Source organism: Shewanella pealeana ATCC 700345, from assembly GCF_000018285.1.
Classification (GTDB): Bacteria; Pseudomonadota; Gammaproteobacteria; order Enterobacterales; family Shewanellaceae; genus Shewanella; species Shewanella pealeana.
In genome coordinates this window covers 1,592,317-1,613,050 of record NC_009901.1, presented here as the reverse complement: position 1 = coordinate 1,613,050, position 20,734 = coordinate 1,592,317, and the positions used below count along the sequence as shown (strand labels likewise).

Below are 20,734 nucleotides of genomic sequence, written 5' to 3'. Positions count from 1 at the left end.
ATCTAGGCTCCTTATTAGTAAAGTGAGGTCTTGTTCTTTTGGATGAAATCGCGAGATAAGCGACCAAACATCTTCAAGTAAGTCCAAACAGTATAGCTAAGTACAATCGGTACAAAGATAATTGCAGCCCATGTCATTACAGTTAATGACATCTCACTCGCAGTAGCATCCCACATAGTCAAACTCACGTTTGGCTCTAGAGATGATGGCATAACGAATGGGAACATAGCTGCGCCACACGTTAGAATTACCGCTGCAATGCCTAATGAGCTAAAGAAGAACGCAAAACCTGAGCGGTTCAAGCGGCTACATAGCAACACTAAGATAGGCATAAGTAGGCCAATCACAGGGAACGCCATTGTAAGTGGGTACTTATCGTAGTTCACTAACCAAGCACCCGCTTCAACTGAAACCGTTTTAAGGGTTGGGTCAGAAACGCCATACGTATCGATAGCAGAGGTAATCACGTAACCGTCAATACCGTTAACTAGCCATACACCAGCAGCGCCAAAGAATACGAATAGCGCTACTGATAGCAGCTGCGACATCTTAGCAGCACGAACGCGTAGCTCGCCTTCAGTCTTCATCTGTAACCAAGTTGAACCTTGTAGCATAAACATGCTCACGCTCACTAAGCCAGCTAGAATACCAAAGCCATTAAGTAGACCGAAGAAACCACCGTGGTAGGTTGCACGTAAGTATTCGTCGAAGTTAAACGGAACACCTTGTAGCAAGTTACCAAAGGCAACACCGATAATTAGCGGCGGAACAAAACCACCCACAAACAGTGCCCAGTCCCAAGACTTACGCCATCTTGGATCTTCAATCTTTGAACGGTAGTCAAAGCCTACAGGACGTAGGAACAATGCAAACAGAGTCAGCATCATTGCCACGTAGAAGCCTGAGAAAGACACACCGTAGACCATAGGCCAAGCTGCGAACAATGCACCACCAGCGGTGATCAACCAAACTTGGTTGCCATCCCAGTGCGGCGCAATCGAGTTAATCATAATACGGCGGTCGGTGTCGTCTTTACCGATAATCGGTAATAAGGCACCTACACCCATATCGAAGCCGTCGGTAACAGCGAATCCGATGAAAAGCACACCAATCAGTGCCCACCAGATGAATCTTAACATTTCATAATCAAACATAATCAGATCTCCAGTTTAGGCATCAAGCTTTTCAAAGTGATAGCGACCCGTCTTCAAACAGCTTGGGCCAATACGTGCGAACTTAATCATTAAGAACAGTTCAATCACTAGCAAGATGGTATAGAACAGCATGATAGAAACGATACTGAACATTAGGTCGCCCACTGACAAGCTAGAGGCTGACATGAATGTCGGTAACACTTCAGAAATCGTCCAAGGTTGACGACCGTATTCAGCCACAAACCAACCACACTCAATTGCAATCCACGGTAGTGGTAAGCTGTAAAGTGCCGCTTTTAGAACCCATGGTTTCTCTTCGATTTGATGACGCGTGCTCTGCCAGAATGCTGCAGCAAACACGAATAACATCACCATACCCGCACCAACCATGACGCGGAAAGACCAGAACATAGGTGCTACGTTTGGAATAGAATCATCAGCTGCAGCTTTAATCTGCTCATCTGTCGCATCAACCACTTTATCGGTATAACGCTTCAGTAGTAGACCGTAACCTAGGTCAACTTTTGCTTCTTCAAATGCCGCGCGGATCTCTGGAGTTTCATTACCGTTACGTAATTGCTCAAGTAGACCGTATGCCACCATACCATTACGAATACGCACTTCGTGCTCAGCAATCAGATCCTTAATACCTGTTACTTGCTCATCAAGTGAACGAGTCGCAATGATACCCATTGCATAAGGAATTTTAACCGCGAAGTCTGTTTCTTGAGTTTCTTGATTTGGGAAACCAACTGCAGTAAATGCTGCTGGAGCTGGCTCAGTGTGCCATTCAGCTTCAATTGCCGCTAACTTAACACGCTGAACTTCACCCACCTTGTAGCCAGATTCGTCACCAAGAACGATTACAGACAAGATCGATGCCATACCGAAACTTGCTGCAATCGCAAATGAGCGACGTGCAAACGGTAGGTCACGCTTCTTCAGAATGTAGTAAGCACTGATAGCTAGAACGAACATCGCACCCGCTACGTAGCCTGACGCCACAGTGTGAACAAACTTCACCTGTGCAACGGGGTTAAATAACACTTCACCCCAGCTGGTCATTTCCATTCGCATGGTTTCGTAGTTGAATGTGCTACCTACTGGGTTTTGCATCCAGCCGTTAGCCACTAAGATCCATAATGCAGACATGTTAGAACCTAGCGCAACTAACCAAGTTACAGCTAAATGCTGACGCTTGCTGAAACGGTCCCAACCAAAGAAGAACATACCCACTAGAGTCGATTCTAGGAAGAATGCCATCAGGCCTTCAATAGCAAGTGGTGCACCAAAAATGTCACCGACGTAATGCGAATAGTATGACCAGTTAGTTCCGAACTGGAACTCCATGGCCAAACCGGTTGCAACGCCAAGTGCAAAGTTGATACCGAATAACTTACCCCAGAACTTGGTCATATCTTTATAGATTTGCTTATTGGTCATCACATAAAGTGATTCCATAATGGCTAGCAAGAATGCTAACCCCAAGGTCAAGGGAACAAATAGGAAGTGATACATGGCCGTCATCGCAAACTGGAAACGCGACAGCTCAACAACCTCTTCTAAAATCATTTGTGACTCCTTAGGTGGTGTGTCAAATCACAATCGTTAGATCCCCATCAACGAATTGTGATTGCCTATATAGGAATAGTAATGCAGTAAACTCAGCCGACTTTTGTTAACAATAAATCGACTTAACCGCGCTTGATTGTTTAATTCTTAAATTTTGTAATTTAAAGTCTAAAACCCTAGCAAAAAACAGCTTGCCTTCACGTTTTTACAGACCTTTGTGACACCCATCCCGAATGCGCGGATAAAAAACAAACAAATTAGTTAATATCAGCCACTTGCAATACGAAATAGTGTTGTCTCCGGGGATTTTATAACATTCAAAATTGATTCAAATCAATCAATCCATTCGGTTTCAATGGGTTTTGAGCCTTAGCACACAGTTCCACTAACCGCACGCTTGACAGCATAAAACACTCATGCTAGGAGCGCTCACTTTTTAAACTAAACAAGTTTAAAAGTCCTCTAAACAAATTATTTACACCCGAGACGCCAAAAAACCATTTGTTAACAATTAAAGCGATAATAATAATAGCCCAAATCAACGAGATCGAAATCACATAAAAATAAAATACTCTTTAAATACAGCCGACTAAAAAATAGTGCTCACACAAATAAAAAGGAACAAACTTCAGTCACATTAGATTTACTAATAATAAAATACAATTTTTCTCGTTTGATGAAACGCCTACTCTCGCCTAAAATGAGCACCAAGTTAAGGAGACAGTCTAGCTAATCCGGTGAAGTAGCCCGGTAAAGACTAACTCCGCTTAAATCATCAATCTATGTGGAGATACCATTATGACAAAATTATTCGAGCGTCTAGTTGTTAGCTATCAGCGTGTTTTTGTTGAACTTTATACATCTAGAGAGCTGTAAGTAAGACTTTCTAATGCAAGATTAATCTTGAAGTTTTGTTAGCGCAAAGCGGCCCTCCTTAGTAATAAGGAGGGCTTTTTTATGTCTGTTCGTTAATCGTGCACCCCAAATAAACGCTAACCGCCAACCTTGTTGATTATGGATAACTTCAGCTTATCAATAAAATGACGAATAGCGGCTTAAAACAATTTGTTTAGCATTCAATGAAGCAGTAAGTGCTCTCTAATCTATTGTTTAATCACCCTTGTTTAGCAAACTCTGCCGCTATCAAATATTTCAGGCAAAAAAAAGCCCCTAAAAATAGGGGCTTTTCGTTAGCAAGGCTAACGTCATATCAGCAGTAAGTATATTAGCCGACTGACTTTCTCACGTTGCGGAACATTCTCATCCAAGGGCTGTCTTCACCCCAAGATTCAGGATGCCACGAGTTAGCAACCGTTCTAAATACACGCTCAGGATGCGGCATCATAATCGTCACTCGACCGTCGGTTGAGCTCAATGCCGTAATCGCATTAGGCGAACCGTTCGGGTTTTGTGGGTACTGAGTCGCAATCTGTCCGTTACCATCAACGTAGCGTAGTGCAATTGTACCTGACGCTTCTGCTGCGGCTAGAGCCTCTGGCGTAGCAAACTCAGCGCGACCTTCACCGTGTGACACAGCGATTGGCATGCGTGAGCCTTCCATGCCTTGGAAGAATAATGAAGGACTCTTCTGCACTTCAACTAGGCTGAAACGCGCCTCGAAACGCTCAGAGCGGTTACGCACGAAGTGTGGCCATAATTCTGTGCCAGGGATGATATCTTTAAGGTTAGACAACATCTGACAACCGTTACACACACCTAGTGAGAAGCTGTCATTACGTTCGAAGAACTGACTAAACTGCTCACGAGCACGGTCGTTAAACAGAATAGACTTAGCCCAACCTTCACCCGCGCCCAAGACGTCACCATATGAGAAGCCACCACAAGCCACTAGGCCTTGGAACTCTTCTAGGCTAATACGGCCGCTTAGGATGTCACTCATGTGCACATCGCGAGACTCGAAACCTGCACGGTCAAATGCCGCCGCCATTTCGATATGCGAGTTAACGCCCTGCTCACGCAAGATAGCCATCTTAGGTGCGACGCCTTTTAAGATAAATGGCGCGGCAACGTCTTCACTTGGATCGAAACTTAAATCGACCGTTAGACCTAAGTCCTTGCTGTCTTGCTTAAGCTCGAACTCTTCTTTAGCACACTCAGGGTTATCGCGTAGCGCCTGCATGCGGTACGTGGTTTCAGCCCAAATAGTGCGTAGAGAGGTACGCGTCTCGGTTAATACTTCACGAGCACCATCGAAGATAGCAATTTGATCGGTATCGGTGAGCTCTGCCACCTTATGACAAGGTACGCCAGCTGCTGCAAACTTATCGCTGATAATCGCAGCGTCTTGACGACGAACTTGAATCACAGCGCCAAGCTCTTCGTTAAACAAACGCTCAATGTCATTACCACTTAATGCGCTTAAATCAACATTTAAGCCAGTGTGACCTGCAAACGCCATTTCAACTAGTGTGGTGTATAGGCCGCCGTCGCTTCTGTCGTGGTAAGCAATAATCGACTTATCGGCAATCATTGGTTGAATAGTTTCGAAGAAACCTTTCAGAGTCGCTGAGTTATCAAGATCCGGCGCAATATCACCTAGCTCACTGTAAACCTGTGCTAAACAAGAGCCACCTAAGCGATTTTGCCCTAGACCAAGGTCAAGCAGTAACAGGTCGGTGTCACCTTTGTCGGTGCGAAGCTCTGGCGTCACAGTGTTACGCACATCTTGGACTACGCCAAATGCGGTAATAACCAGTGACATTGGTGAAGTCACGGTTTTCTGTACACCGTTATCTTCCCAAGCCGTCTTCATTGACATTGAGTCTTTACCCACTGGAATTGTCAGCGACAAGTCAGGGCATAACTCTTCACCAATCGCTTTTACCGCTTGATAGAGACCAGCGTCTTCACCTGGGTGACCCGCTGGAGACATCCAGTTAGCAGATAGCTTGATGCGCTTGAATGAACCGATATCAGTACCGGCGATATTCATGATTGACTCGGCAACCGCCATACGTGCAGATGCGCCAAAGTCGAGTAGTGCAAGCGGCGTGCGCTCACCCAAAGACATGGCTTCACCCGTGTATGAGTCGTAGCTTGATGCAGTAACCGCACAATCGGCTACCGGAACCTGCCATGGACCCACCATTTGGTCGCGGTTAACTAAGCCGGTTACCGTTCTATCACCTATGGTGATTAGGAAGGTCTTCTCAGCAATCGTTGGTAAACGCAGTAAACGGTGCGCCGCTTCTTGTACTTCGATACCCGATTGGTCCAGTGCTGCAGAATTAGCTTTAGCGCTGATCACATCGCGGCTCATCTTAGGCGCTTTGCCTAATAGTACTTCGAGTGGCAAGTCGATTGGGTGATTCTCAAAGTGCTCATCACTAAGGACGAGTTCTTTTTCTTCAGTTGCCACACCGACTACTGCAAATGGTGCACGTTCACGCTGACAAATCTGGCTGAATAGCTCGATATTCTCTGGTGCGATTGACATCACATAACGCTCTTGTGACTCGTTACACCAAATTTCTAATGGGCTCATTCCTGGCTCATCAGATGGTACTTTACGTAACTCAAACTTACCGCCACGCTCGCCGTCATTGACAAGCTCAGGGAAGGCATTTGATAAACCACCCGCGCCCACATCGTGGATAAATTGGATTGGGTTGTCATCGCCCATCTGCCAGCAGCGGTCGATCACTTCCTGGCAACGACGCTCCATTTCTGGATTTTCACGCTGCACAGAAGCAAAGTCTAAGTCTTCACTCGACTGACCCGATGTCATTGATGACGCCGCGCCGCCGCCCAAACCGATGTTCATCGCTGGACCGCCAAGTACAACTAGCTTAGCGCCAACGGTGATCTCACCTTTTTGTACATGGTCTTCGCGGATATTACCTAAACCACCAGCAAGCATAATTGGCTTATGGTAACCACGCACTTCAACGCCGTTATGGCTATTAACTTCCTGCTCGTAAGTACGGAAGTAACCCACAAGTGCCGGACGACCAAACTCATTGTTAAATGCCGCGCCGCCTAGTGGGCCTTCGGTCATAATATCGAGCGCAGTCACGATGCGATCAGGTTTGCCATAATCGGCTTCCCATGGCTGAACAAAGCCTGGGATCTTAAGATTGGATACGCTAAAGCCTGTTAGGCCAGCCTTTGGCTTAGAGCCGCGCCCTGTTGCGCCTTCATCACGGATCTCACCGCCGCTGCCTGTCGCCGCACCTGGATATGGGCTAATTGCAGTCGGGTGATTGTGAGTTTCTACCTTCATTAAGATATGCATTGGCTCAGTGTGGTAGCCATAAACGCCATCTTGTTTCGGGAAGAAGCGACCCGCTGTAGAGCCAGTCATTACCGCGGCGTTATCTTTATAGGCAGATAACACGTTGTCTGGTGTCTTCTCGAAGGTATTTTTAATCATCTTGAACAATGATTTTGGCTGAACTTCACCGTCGATTGTCCAATCTGCGTTAAAGATCTTATGACGACAATGCTCAGAGTTTGCTTGAGCAAACATCATCAGCTCGATATCGTTCGGGTTGCGACCTAGACGAGTAAAATTCTCAACTAGGTAGTCAATTTCATCATCGGCCAAAGCCAAACCCAGCTTAGTGTTAGCTTGCTCAAGCGCAGCCCGGCCTTGGTTCAGAACATCAACGCTAGTGAACTGTGCAGGCTCAGTGCGGGCAAATAACACGCTAGCGGCATCGAAGCTTGGTAAGATCACTTCTACCATGCGGTCATGCAGCAATGCGTTTAATGTTTTAAGCTGTTCGCCAGTCAGTTCATCACTCACAACATAGTAAGCAATACCACGCTCTAAACGCTTAACCTTATTCAGGCCGCAGTTGTGGGCAATATCAGTTGCTTTTGATGACCAGGGAGAGATGGTACCGGGACGGGGTGTAACGAAGTGGAGATGACCTTCTGGCGTATGCGCTTCGATAGCGGGGCCGTAGGTGAGGATTTTTTCAAGCTGTTGACTTTCTTTTTCATTTAGCGACTCGTTTAAATCGGCTAAATGGACAAACTCGGCATAGATTTGGCGCACTGGCAGTGCTGCCGATTCACAAGCTTGCATCAGCTTCTGTACTCTAAACGCCGAAAGTGCAGGGGCTCCGCGGATGATCTCCATCACGTCTTTTCACCTTATATTTATAATTGCAGGGTCAGATCTGGGCGCTATTATAGGGAAATGTTTGTCACAAATCATCAGCCGTCGCTATTGAAAACAGTGTTTCCTGTACAGGAAAAAGCGACTTGAAAAGTTTTCAACTCTCAAGAGGAAATTCCCAGCAAAAACTTCATTTGGGTTCATACTAAAATCAATACTTTTCAATAAAAATTCAGTTTTTTTACGCCAAGCAAGATTGTGGTATAATCGACGACAATTTCGTTAAAATTTAAGTGCTAATAAAAAATAATCGATGAAAAGACTCCTGCTTGTTCTATGCTATATCACCCTACTGGCTGGCTGCCAGAAGGTTGTCGTGGAGCAAGAAAAAACCACTCCCCCATTAAAGCCGACTCAATTAATTGTCGGTACTTTATATGGTCCACAAATTTACTTTACCTCAGGGCAAGGGGACTCTGGTTATGACTATGAGATGGCCGAGCGCTTCGCCAATTACCTCGATCTCGAGTTAAAGATGAAGCCTTTCGCCAATATCAGCGAGCTTTATAGCGCGATGCATAGTGGAGAAATCGATATTATTGCCGCGGGTTTAGCCGATACGCCTGCAAGACGCGAGCAGTTTAGACTCGGCCCGCCACTCTATCGAGTTAACCAAGTGTTGGTTTATCGCCAAGGTACACCCATACCTAGAAGTGTCGACACACTTAAAGGCGAAATCACGGTAACCACTGACTCCTCTTTTGTCGACACCTTAACAGAGCTGCAAAAGTCCAATCCGGATCTGGTGTGGAATCAGGAAAAAGATAAGGACGCCGAAGAGCTACTCACCATGATTGCCGCCGGAGAGATCCCCTACACTATCGCCGACTCGACCAGTTTAGACATCAACAGACGTTTTATGCCTGAGCTACGAGAAGGCCTTGTTCTAAAACGTAAACAGCCAGTTGTATGGTTATTACCACCCACCAACAGCGACAAGCTGATGAGTGAGCTATTGTCGTTTTGGCATATAGAAAAACGCAGTGGCACCTTGGCTCACCTCAATGAGAAATACTTTGCTCACGTTGAGCGTTTCGATTATGTCGACACCCGCGCCTTTATTCGTGCCATCGATAACAAGCTACCTAAATATCAAGCCACGTTTGAAAAATATGCCGAGGGCATAGACTGGCGTAAGCTTGCCGCAACCGCATACCAGGAGTCCCATTGGAACCCTAATGCTCGTTCACCGACGGGTGTGCGCGGTTTGATGATGTTGACCCTGCCAACCGCAAAACAAGTTGGTATCAAAAACCGTCTCGATCCTTACCAGAGCATCAAGGGCGGCGCAAAGTACCTCAACAGCATGCTTGAGCGTCTGCCAGATTCCATCCCAGAGAGTCAGCGTATGTGGTTCGCCCTCGCCTCCTACAACATAGGCTTAGGTCATGTGGAAGATGCGCGCAAGCTGGCACAGTCTCAAGGATTGAACCCGAGTGCTTGGCGAGATGTGAAATCGGTATTACCACTGCTGCAAAAGCGAAAGTACTACCAAAAAACCCGCTATGGTTACGCAAGAGGCAATGAGGCGGTGCATTACGTCGATAGTATTCGTCGTTACTATGACACGCTAGTGTGGATCGATAATCAGAATATGCTGCTTGAGCTCAAACAGAAGCCGCTTCAAACCGCCGAGGCTAAAGAGACTGAAGAGAAACCCCAGACTGACGCAATCCAGCCGCAACAGCCTTAAGCAAGGTCTGATTATAGATAGCCTTGAGCTTAGCCCGATTATAGACAGCCTTGAGGTTTTAAAAATAGCTATACAACCTTGATCCAATTGAATAGGCCATAAAGTTTGGCTAACAAACTCACTCGCTCCATGCGAAAGTATGAACTCCGTCTTCGAACATTTTATCGCCACGTGACAAGCTATTTATTTAATTTTGAACGAATTCATCAAAGATTAATCATACTCACGTAGACTTTTATACAGTAAGTTGATAAAGGTCTTAAGTGTAAATATCAGAGAGGTCTATATGAGAAAAAAAACCATTAATAATGTCGCGGCGCGTCGTCGTAGCCAATTGAAAACACGCCACCTAAAAGTACTTAACAGACACAAACAGTTCTTCGCATTTATTAAGCCTTCGGATGATGCTTTTTTTTAACTCTTAGGAGTCGATAACAAGGCTTGTTGCTTTGCCAAGGCTTTAGCGGCTTTTTTCTCTTTTCTTCTCCGCTTGAAAAATGCGCTGAGCTGTTCGCTACACTCAGTTTCTAGCACGCCAGAGCTAACATCAACCTGATGATTAAAAGCACTGTGTCGCACTATGTCGATCACAGTGCCTGCTGCGCCGGTTTTTTCATCTCTCGCGCCAAATACCAAGCGATTAATTCGAGAGTGTACAATAGCTCCTGCGCACATTGCACAGGGTTCCAGCGTCACATACAAGGTCGTGTCGAGTAAGCGGTAGTTTTGCATTATCTGACCTGCTTGGCGCAAACACTGCATCTCTGCATGTGCGCTTGGGTCGTGCAAACCAATACTAAAATTGAATCCGGCGCTGACGACTTCTCCGTCTTTAACCAGCACGGCTCCGACAGGCACTTCACCCTTTTCTTCCGCTTTTATCGCCATATCCATCGCCATTTTCATGAAATGGATATCTTGCTGTTGTGATGATTCAAACTTTGACAAATCAAGCTCCAAAGATAATGTTGACGCTAGCGCCAATAAAAAAGGTGCCGAAGCACCTTTATTCTAGAGTCATTATAATCCTAAGATTATTCCCACTCAATTGTTGCAGGTGGCTTACCAGAAATGTCGTAAACCACACGTGAAATACCGTCTACTTCGTTGATGATACGATTAGATACACGACCTAGGAAATCATAAGGTAGGTGTGCCCAATGCGCCGTCATAAAGTCGATAGTTTCAACTGCACGTAGTGATACAACCCAGTCGTACTTACGACCATCGCCCATTACGCCAACAGAGCGTACTGGTAGGAACACAGTAAATGCTTGGCTTACCTTGTTATAAAGGTCAGCTTTATGTAGCTCTTCGATGAAAATCGCATCGGCTAGACGTAGCAAGTCACAGTATTCTTTCTTCACTTCGCCAAGCACACGTACACCAAGACCTGGTCCTGGGAACGGGTGACGGTAAAGCATGTCGTATGGAAGACCTAGCTCTAGGCCAATCTTACGTACTTCATCTTTAAACAGTTCACGTAATGGCTCAACCAGACCCATTGCCATATCATCTGGCAAACCGCCAACGTTATGGTGTGACTTAATGCAGTGTGCCTTACCTGTAGCGCTACCTGCAGACTCGATAACGTCTGGGTAGATGGTGCCCTGTGCAAGCCATTTAGCATTAACGCATTTCTTTGATTCTTCATCGAAGATCTCAACGAATACGCGGCCGATGATCTTACGCTTTGCTTCAGGCTCAGCTTCACCAGCCATTGCATCTAAGAAACGGTTCTCGGCATCGACATGAACGATGTTTAGACCAAAGTGGTCGCCAAACATATCCATTACTTGCTGCGCTTCGTTTAGACGTAGTAGACCGTTATCAACAAACACACATGTTAGCTTGTCGCCAATTGCGCGGTGCAAAAGCATAGCAACAACTGATGAGTCAACACCACCCGATAGACCTAAGATAACTTCGTCATCACCGATCTGCTCTTTTAAACGCTCAATCGCATCTTCAATGATTGAAGATGGCTTCCAGTTTGCTGGACAGCCACAGATCTCAAGGGCGAAATGCTCAAGCATACGCTTACCTTGACGAGTGTGAGTCACTTCTGGGTGGAACTGCACGCCGTAGAACTGCTTGTCTTCATTCGCCATAGCGGCAAACGGACATGTTTCAGTCTTAGCGACAGCAACAAACCCTTCAGGAATTGCAGAAACCTTATCACCGTGGCTCATCCACACGTCAAGCAACGGCTTACCGGTTTCGCTTACCGCGTCTTCGATAGCTTTAAACAGTGCAGACTCAGTTTGCACCTCAACTTGTGCGTAGCCAAACTCACCTTCACCCACACCTTGAATAACTTTACCACCAAGCTGCTCAGACATGGTTTGCATGCCGTAACAAATACCTAGTACTGGTACGCCAGCGTTAAACACATATTCTGGAGCTCGAGGTGAGTTCTCAGCGGTAACACTTTCAGGGCCACCCGCTAAGATAATGCCGTTTGGAGCGAATTCACGAATTTGCTCTTCAGAAACATCCCAAGCCCAAAGTTCACAATACACACCGATTTCACGAATACGACGGGCGATCAGTTGAGTGTATTGCGATCCAAAATCTAATATGAGGATCTTATGCTCATGAATGTTGCTCATGGGGTACCTTATCTCTATTTTTCTTTATTGTTAACTAACCAAGCAGTGAGTACTCTGCGAATCTACTACTTGGCTTAATTTAAAGGCGACATTATATGTCGCCTTTAAGATTTAGAACACTATTTAAGAACGAGTGCTGTAGTTAGGTGCTTCTTTACTAATCGTCACATCGTGAACATGAGACTCGCCCATGCCCGCTGCAGTGATTTTCACAAACTCAGCCTTCTCGTTTAGTTCTTTAATCGTTGCGCAGCCAGTTAGACCCATGCATGAACGTAGACCGCCCATATGCTGGTGAATGATCTCTTTTAGCTTACCTTTGTAAGCAACGCGACCTTCAATACCTTCAGGTACTAGCTTGTCTGCAGCGTTATCGCTTTGGAAATAACGATCAGACGAACCTTGAGTTTGGGTCATAGCGCCTAGTGAACCCATACCGCGGTATGACTTATAAGCACGGCCGTTATAAAGCTCAGTTTCACCTGGCGCTTCATCGGTACCTGCAAACATAGAGCCTGCCATGATGCACGACGCGCCAGCAGCCAATGCTTTTGCTAGGTCGCCAGAGAAGCGAATACCGCCATCGGCAATAACTGGAATGTCTAAGTGCTTAACGGCAGCAGCGGCATCAGATACCGCTGTAATTTGTGGTACACCCACACCCGTTACGATACGCGTGGTACAGATTGAACCAGGGCCAATACCGACTTTAACTGCGTTAACGCCCGCTTCAACGAGTGCAATTGCACCTTCAGCTGTTGCAACGTTACCGCCAACGATTTGTAAGTCCGGGTATTTAGCACGAGTATCACGAATACGTTGTAAAACGCCTTCTGAATGGCCGTGAGATGAGTCGATAAGTAAGACGTCAACGCCAGCTAGCACAAGTGCATCAACACGCTCTTCGTTACCTGGACCTGCACCAACAGCCGCACCTACACGTAAACGACCTAACTCGTCTTTACATGCGTTTGGCTTACGCTCTGCTTTTTGGAAGTCTTTTACAGTGATAAGACCCTTTAGCTTGAAGTTGTCATCAACAACCAATACTTTCTCAACACGGTGAGAATGCATCAGTTTTTGAACTTCATCTAGCTTAGTCCCTTCTGGCACTGTCACAAGGCGCTCTTTTGGTGTCATCACTTGATCAACGGTACGCGACCAGTCAGTGATAAAGCGTACGTCACGGCCAGTGATAATACCCACTAACTCGTTTGCTTCATTTACCACTGGGTAACCTGCGAAACCATTTCTTTCAGTCAGAACCTTAACATCGGCTAGTGTCGTTGCAGGGGTGACTGTCACAGGTTGCTGAACGATACCCGCTTCGTAAATTTTTACTTTGCGAACTTCTTCAGCTTGTTGCTCAATCGTCATGTTCTTATGGATAAAGCCAAGGCCACCTTCTTGAGCAATAGCAATTGCCAAGCGAGCTTCAGTAACGGTATCCATAGCAGCAGAAACGATTGGAGTATTCAACTCAATCTTATTCGTCAGGCGTGTTTTTAAAACAGCTGTATTTGGGAGGACGGTAGAGTGCGCTGGAACCAGCAACACATCATCAAAAGTTAACGCTTCTTTTTTCAATCTTAACATGCAACATCTCCCCAAGAGATTAGGAATTAGAGGTGAAATATTGCGGCGAGATTATACCTTGCATATCGGGGTTGGTAAATGGAAAATAGACACTAATTCGCATTTGTGTGTAAAAAAATTATGAAAACCCCAAAAAATGATGTTTATACCGTCTCTCGTCTCAATGGCGAAGTGAGGCAGCTTTTAGAGGGTCAGCTTGGCCGGATTTGGTTAAATGCTGAAATTTCAAACTTTGCGGCGCCCGGCTCTGGCCACTGGTATTTAACCCTCAAAGATAATTTCTCACAAATTCGCTGCGCCATGTTTAAGGGCCGCAACCAAGCGGTAACCTTTCGCCCTGCTAACGGCCAGCAAGTTTTAGTTAAGGGCAATATCAGCGTGTATGAGCCCCGCGGTGATTATCAATTACTGATTGAATCTATGCTACCAGCAGGAGACGGTCTGCTAGCTCAGCAATATGAAGCATTGAAGATGAAGCTTGCCGCCGAGGGCCTATTTGCCAGCGACACCAAGCGCCCACTTCCCGCCAACATCCAAAAAATTGGTGTGGTCACCTCGCCCACTGGCGCGGCGATTCGCGATATCTTGCATGTATTAGCCCGCCGCGACTCCTCAATCGAAGTCATCATCTATCCGACTCCCGTACAAGGCAGTGACGCAGCAAAAAGTATTTGCGATGCCATTAACCTTGCTAACAGCCGCGCCGAAGTTGACGTATTGCTAGTAACCCGAGGCGGGGGCTCGTTAGAGGACTTATGGAGTTTTAACGACGAAGGACTCGCCCACACCATCTATAACAGTGGCATTCCTGTGGTGTCAGCCGTTGGCCACGAAGTGGATATGACCATCAGCGATTATGTTGCCGATCTGCGCGCGCCAACGCCATCGGCAGGCGCAGAGCTATTATCGAAAGATGCCGACAATAAAGCGCAAAAGTTATTATCGCAATTATCTCGCCTCAAGCAAGCTTGGCAGCATTATCAATTAAAGAAACAAAGCCAAGTTCAAACCATTGAGCATCGTCTACAAAAGCAAGATCCACAGCGCCGACTACAGATGTATGAGCAAAGCTTTGACGAAATGCAGCTGCGCCTGCAACAAGCGATGCAAACCAAGTTACATGCTTATGCCTTAAAGCAGCAGAACTTAAGCAGCCGCTTAGCTAATCAGTCTCCACAGCATAGACTCACCCTCGAAGCCCAGCGTTTGAGTTACCTCAGCGCCAAGCTCAATGACGCCATGGATGACAAGTTAAAGATGAGTGAACAGCGCCTTGCCCACCGTGCGCAGCAATTAGACACTGTGAGTCCGTTAGCGACATTAAGCCGTGGTTACAGCATTACCCTAACTGGTAGTGGCAAAGTGGTGCAGGCACCATCGGATACTTGTGTGGGCGATACGCTGACCACTCGCCTGCGGGATGGCAGTGTGACTTCTACTGTGGTTGAGGTCAGTTAGTTCACTTCTATAGCTAATAACAATAGTTTCACTATGGGTTCAAGCTTCGTTTGAAAGTGGCGATTCAAACTTCGTTAGAAAATTATCGTCGTGGCGCTTCGTCTACATTGCTAGAGCATCTGGCTGCGCCTACACAAGGTCTTAGTTAGACTTCGTCTAACAACTAAAGTCGTGAGCTTCTAGCTCACACTCGGGCAAGGAGGACTGCTCGTCCTTATCAAGAACATCATTGTTCAACGGCCAGCTCGCCGTCCTTGGGTCTCGTTCAAAGAGTCAATATTCATGGACTTCGCCCTTGTATCCACCATGACGCCCCGACGAAGTTACATGCATTTGATACGGGCCTCATGCTCCAATAAAAATAGCCTATCGACTCAGATAGGACATCCATGTCCCCCGAGCCTGAACTATCATCCATGATGGTTTCACGGCATTTTCATCTACGCACTTCGGCAACTTCGATGGGGAACAGATGTTTTCTGTGAATGGAGTATAGTTGGAAAGTTTAAGAGATATGATTAGAGTAAAACATTCGACGAGATGATTAATCGACAAAAATGAGCTAGTAACTTGACTCAAGCTCATGTAAACGCAGAACAGCCAGAAATGTATATCAATCAGTTATGCGATAACCCTTAATCAATAGATACTACTATCATCTTCTATATAAATTTTTAATTCTGACCCGACTAATTTATATTTTTTATTATTTATCCACTCCGTTCCTCAGCATTAATATTGAACTAAACGACTGCAAGATTTAGGCTAACCTAGCAAAAATGGTAATAAAGTAGCTTAAAAGGAATAGACAAACATGGATGAAGTACTGACAAGAATTGCAGCCATACACCAGCAGCACGCACTAAAATGCTACCTCGCAATAAAATCATTGAAACGTCAGTATGATTGGCCTGCTAACGACTGGTTAAAAGTAGAAAGGTTAATAGAGCTAGAAGAGCCCACTTTTAATGTAGCCATGCTCCAATCCGGCTCCATGCCTTTCAAACCTATAGAGCGAAGAAGGCATTGGATTTTAGCCCATGCTATCTATCCCTACGCCTATTTCACCATGCAAGACTGGTTTAACCAAAGTGATGCGAGTGAAATTTTTGCCTATTACTTCGAACAATGCACAGAGAAAAATGAGTATCTCAGCCATAATATTTCAGTACTGATTGCTTTTAAGCAGGCTTGGTCATTAATAAAAACAGAAAAACAAAAGCTGCGATTTATTGAGCGTTTCTGTGAGTTCGTTACAGCCACATTTTATGGCAATAACCACCAATCCTATCCAGTAACAGGTGATTACGCTAAACCCGATAATATTGACGTAAAAATAGTATTTTCAAGCGCCTTAAAACACCCAGGTTTCTGGGGGCATAACCTCATAGCTTTAGCCTCGATTATGCGTTCTAAAGGGGAAATGCCTGAAACGATGTTCATACAACTGTTAACTAATCTACATGAACAGTGCTATTGGAAGTTTGAAGATGATACAGATAAACCTAAAATTAGCTGTTCTGGTGCTAATGACGTATCAAAACAAACTTTAGAGTCCGCCTGCTTTGAACTTCTAATTAACTCGCAGAGAAATCTACATCAAATAACACTGGCGGAGTCCACTTGTTACCTGTTCAATTTGCAGTGGGTTTCTCCTAAACAGAGGTCACGACTGATAGACGTGATTATTCACTTTTCGAAAAGTAAGACTATATAGAGTAAAAAATATACTTCACTCCGCAAAAAACACCGACCCCCATCGAAATGACAAAATATTGATGTCAATTACGTAAATGAAGCAAAATGCCACAACACCATGCAAATCTAACATTTACAGAGGTTTACACTTTACTTGCAGTGACATGATTCACTGAATTTTTATCTCTTCTATAGGAAAATAAACGTCAAAATCACAAAAGCCATCTAGCAAAAGATAAAATAAATTACATGCAAATAAATATGAGTAGAACGATAAAATGGTCAGCTGGCCTAATATTGGCTGCATTAAACCTAAATGTAAATGCAGCACCAGAGAGCGAAGTTGTTATCTCTGACAGTTTTACAGCTGCGGCGTTAAAGCATGGATTCAAACCAGAATTGCTAAATCGTTTATGCGAGCCTCTGCCTGATATTGTCAGTGTTACTTGTCACCATTCAGGCGAAGATGGGCCATTTGAAAACTTGATTGTGCAATATCGTTACAATAGTCGTGTGACTGAACATGAAATGTATAAGCATACAGAGTTAAACGACATTCGAATCGATTTAAAACATAAGCAAATTGACTTCTGCAGTGGCCATCAAATAACCACGCCAGACCGTATAAGCGTAAACAGAATTGAAGGTACCAGCCACTCTTATATTGAAACCGGCGCCATGAAAGGCTCTGTCAATCGCACAGACAGAAGATTTCAACAACAAAGAGACACTGAATATGAGTTAACTCACACCTCTGAATTCGCCTACAAATACCAAGATCTAAAACAAGCCATTGACGCAATAAAACATTACCAAAAAATGGTTAGCGACAATGACTATGTCGTAGCCTATAAAGAAGATCAGGTTATTGAGCCCGTAGAAATTATGCAAGGTGCCAGTTTTACGTTTCCGATGAGTGAACCTCTGAAGCAACGACTCATAGATGTGATGCAACAGAGCGAAAAGTAATCTGAACGGCTACAACAAAAAAGGAACCCTGAGGTTCCTTTTTTAAGCTATTTTGCTTATTTCAATCAAGAACAAGAATTAATCTTTATTCTTATCGCGAATATGGCCAACCATACGCTTACGACGACGCTCTTGGCTCACAGTTAGCTTCTTAGAGTTCATACCCTCAAACGGATTACCACCCTCTTGGAAACGTAACTGGATTGGTGTACCAATCACCTTCAATGAACGACGGAAGTAGTTCATCATATAACGCTTGTAAGAATCAGGAAGCTTCTTAACCTGGTTACCGTGTACAACCACGATTGGAGGGTTGTAACCACCGGCGTGAGCATATTTAAGCTTAACGCGGCGACCGTTAACCAATGGTGGCTGGTGATCGTCTTGTGACATCTGCATGATACGAGTCAGCATTGACGTACTTACGCGGCGCGTCGCACTGTCATAGGCTTCTTCGATTGACTCGAACAAGTGACCCACACCTGTACCATGAAGTGCAGAGATAAAGTGAATACGCGCAAAATCGATAAAGCCTAGACGACGGTCAAGCTCTGTCTTCACACGGTCTTTAATGTTTTGGTCGATACCATCCCACTTGTTGATGGCGATAACCAATGCACGGCCAGCGTTTAGCACGAAGCCTAATAGACCTAGGTCTTGCTCGGCAATACCTTCACGGGCATCGATAACAAGTAATACTACGTTACTGTCTTCAACCGCTTTAAGGGTCTTAATAACTGAGAACTTCTCAACAGTTTCATGAACCTTACTACGACGACGTACACCCGCGGTGTCAATCAATACGTATTCACGGCCCTGACGTTCCATAGGAATGTAAATACTGTCACGAGTGGTGCCTGGCTCGTCATATACTACAACGCGCTCTTCGCCCAAAATACGGTTAGTTAGCGTTGATTTACCAACGTTAGGCTTACCGATGATAGCAAGCTTAATAGGCAAGTCTTGCAGACGCTTCTGCTCCGCTTCTGCTTGCTCTTCGGTGTATTCGCGCTCTTCTTCGTCATCGTCACCGTCTTCTTGCTTAACGATGCCCATCGCTTCTGCGTATGGCGCTAACGAATACTCGATCATGTTGGTTACACCACGGCCTTGAGCCGCAGCCATTTGGTAAACTTCACCAAGGCCTAGTGACCAGAATTCAGCACAAGCTGAATCAGCATCGATACCGTCAACTTTGTTGGCCACCACGAAAGTGGTTTTTTCACGACTACGTAAATGTTGAGCAATCGCAAGATCGGCAGCCGTTAAGCCAGCGCGAGCGTCGGTCAAAAATAGCACCACATCTGCTTCTTCAATCGCAGCGAGAGATTGCTCGGCCATGCGAGTCTCAATCCCTTCTTCGGTGCCATCAATACCGCCGGTATCGACCACGATGAACTCGTAACCTGCAAGATGTGCTCGGCCGTATTTACGATCCCGAGTTAGCCCAGGAAAGTCAGCGACAAGCGCATCTCTGGTACGGGTAAGTCGGTTAAAAAGGGTCGACTTACCAACGTTTGGTCGCCCAACTAGGGCCACAACAGGAATCATTTAATTGCCTCTATTACTCATTTTCTAATAACTAAAAAGCCCCCGGCATACACATCCAGGGGCCTTATCATGTCTAACGATTTGGCTTACGGAAGTGTGACTCGAACCACTTTTCCACCACGAGTCTGCACATATAGGTTGTCATTAACAACTAATGGCTGACTGTATAAACCTGAGCTATCAACTTCTACACGTCCAACGATTTGACCATCAGACTTGTTTAAGAAGTGTAGATACCCCTCAAAATCACCCACAACCACGTAATCTTTAAATGACACGGGTGCGGTTAAATTACGGTTAGCAAGTTCTGCATTATTCCATAACTCTAGACCATTTCGTCTATCAACAGAATAAATACGACTGTGATCGTCGACCACAAATAGGCTTGCGCCCGAATAAGCTAACTCATTGAAGCTCGAATAACTGCGTGACCATACGATACGACCAGTGCGCATCTCCATAGACACTAAGTTACCGTTGTAACTAACGGCATATAGGTTTTCACCTACAAGCAATGGCTTCATATCTACATCGGCCATACGTGAGAACTCATTGCCTCCCGTTGGGGTGTAAATAGCCTGCTCCCATGCAGCCTGGCCATTGTTTTTGATCACAACAGCAATTTTACCATCGGCGGTGCCAACAAAGAAACCACCGGCCTCATAAGAAGCGGCGCCCGTACCACGCAGGGTTAGGGTCGGTAGTTGGTTTTCATATACCCATTGTTGAGTTCCGTCTTCCACGTCAAACGCTTCTAACGTACCCGCACCGGTATTAACCACAACCACATCTTCGCCTACTGTAGGTGCCGATAACAGCTCACCACCAGCAACGACATGCCAAACAGCTTCACCAGTTGCTTCATCAAAAGCCGCTAGAAGGCCGCTTTCTCCGCCCACAAATACCTTGTTACGTGACGCTGTTACACCACCGGCTAAACGTGCACCTTTGTTTTTAGCTAATGCATTATCTCTAAATGCAGAGCTAAAATCATTTTGCCAAATACGCTCACCGGTCACTTCGTCGAACGCTTCAACTTTACCGTAACGGTCTGCAACAAACAGTTTGCCGTAATTTGCTGCTGGGCGTAAGCGAGAGTAGTAATCACCGACGCCGTTACCGACGTTTGCACTCCAGTTTACTTCTGGAAATACGCTGGCTTCTATCTCAGTAAGTGGTGTAACTGGATCTTCCTCTACATCACTCGAAGAACAAGCAGACAAGATGCCTATGCTCATGCCGCATGCTAGTAGTGTTTTGCACCAAGACTTCATGGGCAGATTCC

Annotated in this window: 13 protein-coding genes; 5 read left to right on the top strand and 8 right to left on the bottom strand. The window is 45.5% G+C overall.

Features of this window, described 5'->3' with window-relative positions; all coding sequences use genetic code 11:
* Nucleotides 1-14: 14 nt before the first annotated feature.
* The 3 genes from cydB to purL form a co-directional block, all read right to left on the bottom strand.
* Nucleotides 15-1,154, bottom strand: a complete 1,140-nt coding sequence (cydB, locus tag SPEA_RS06905) for a cytochrome d ubiquinol oxidase subunit II (RefSeq protein WP_012154572.1) — start codon at nt 1,152-1,154, stop codon at nt 15-17.
* A 15-nt stretch (nt 1,155-1,169) separates the two neighbouring features.
* Nucleotides 1,170-2,726, bottom strand: a complete 1,557-nt coding sequence (locus SPEA_RS06900) for a cytochrome ubiquinol oxidase subunit I (RefSeq protein ID WP_012154571.1) — start codon at nt 2,724-2,726, stop codon at nt 1,170-1,172.
* Nucleotides 2,727-3,951: 1,225 nt separating this feature from the next.
* Nucleotides 3,952-7,833, bottom strand: coding sequence for a phosphoribosylformylglycinamidine synthase (purL, locus tag SPEA_RS06895; RefSeq protein ID WP_012154570.1), 3,882 nt, complete (start codon nt 7,831-7,833; stop codon nt 3,952-3,954).
* Between the two features lie 292 nt (nt 7,834-8,125).
* Between purL and mltF the strand changes: the two genes are divergently transcribed.
* A complete protein-coding gene (mltF, locus tag SPEA_RS06890; RefSeq protein WP_012154569.1) occupies nt 8,126-9,565 on the top strand; it encodes a membrane-bound lytic murein transglycosylase MltF in 1,440 nt (479 codons plus the stop codon).
* A 286-nt stretch (nt 9,566-9,851) separates the two neighbouring features.
* The gene (locus SPEA_RS23420) at nt 9,852-9,983 is read left to right on the top strand and encodes a hypothetical protein (protein WP_263053339.1); all 132 of its coding nucleotides are present in this window, start codon (nt 9,852-9,854) and stop codon (nt 9,981-9,983) included.
* Here SPEA_RS23420 and tadA read toward each other — a convergent pair.
* The 3 genes from tadA to guaB form a co-directional block, all read right to left on the bottom strand.
* On the bottom strand, nt 9,980-10,513 hold the full coding sequence (gene tadA / locus SPEA_RS06885; protein ID WP_223296577.1) for a tRNA adenosine(34) deaminase TadA: 534 nt from the start codon (nt 10,511-10,513) through the stop codon (nt 9,980-9,982). The two genes, SPEA_RS23420 and tadA, sit on opposite strands and share 4 nt — an antisense overlap.
* An 86-nt stretch (nt 10,514-10,599) precedes the next feature.
* Nucleotides 10,600-12,177: a glutamine-hydrolyzing GMP synthase gene (gene guaA / locus SPEA_RS06880; RefSeq protein ID WP_012154567.1), complete on the bottom strand. Its 1,578-nt coding sequence runs from the start codon at nt 12,175-12,177 to the stop codon at nt 10,600-10,602.
* 123 nt (nt 12,178-12,300) lie between these two features.
* Complete coding sequence (gene guaB / locus SPEA_RS06875; protein WP_012154566.1) at nt 12,301-13,773, bottom strand: IMP dehydrogenase; 1,473 nt, start codon at nt 13,771-13,773, stop codon at nt 12,301-12,303.
* A 120-nt stretch (nt 13,774-13,893) separates the two neighbouring features.
* On the opposite strand from guaB, the gene xseA reads away from it, so the two are divergent.
* The 3 genes from xseA to SPEA_RS06860 all read left to right on the top strand — a co-directional run bounded on the left by xseA (nt 13,894) and on the right by SPEA_RS06860 (nt 17,898).
* Nucleotides 13,894-15,231, top strand: coding sequence for an exodeoxyribonuclease VII large subunit (gene xseA, locus SPEA_RS06870; protein WP_012154565.1), 1,338 nt, complete (start codon nt 13,894-13,896; stop codon nt 15,229-15,231).
* An 814-nt stretch (nt 15,232-16,045) separates the two neighbouring features.
* On the top strand, nt 16,046-16,948 hold the full coding sequence (locus tag SPEA_RS06865; protein ID WP_012154564.1) for a hypothetical protein: 903 nt from the start codon (nt 16,046-16,048) through the stop codon (nt 16,946-16,948).
* 242 nt (nt 16,949-17,190) lie between these two features.
* Nucleotides 17,191-17,898, top strand: coding sequence for a hypothetical protein (locus tag SPEA_RS06860; RefSeq protein ID WP_150102211.1), 708 nt, complete (start codon nt 17,191-17,193; stop codon nt 17,896-17,898).
* Nucleotides 17,899-17,976: 78 nt separating this feature from the next.
* On the opposite strand, the gene der is transcribed toward SPEA_RS06860, so the two are convergent.
* Entirely contained in the window at nt 17,977-19,449 is a 1,473-nt protein-coding gene (gene der, locus SPEA_RS06855; protein WP_012154562.1) for a ribosome biogenesis GTPase Der, read from the bottom strand.
* A gap of 86 nt (nt 19,450-19,535) precedes the next feature.
* A complete protein-coding gene (bamB, locus tag SPEA_RS06850; protein ID WP_012154561.1) occupies nt 19,536-20,723 on the bottom strand; it encodes an outer membrane protein assembly factor BamB in 1,188 nt (395 codons plus the stop codon).
* Nucleotides 20,724-20,734: the final 11 nt, after the last annotated feature.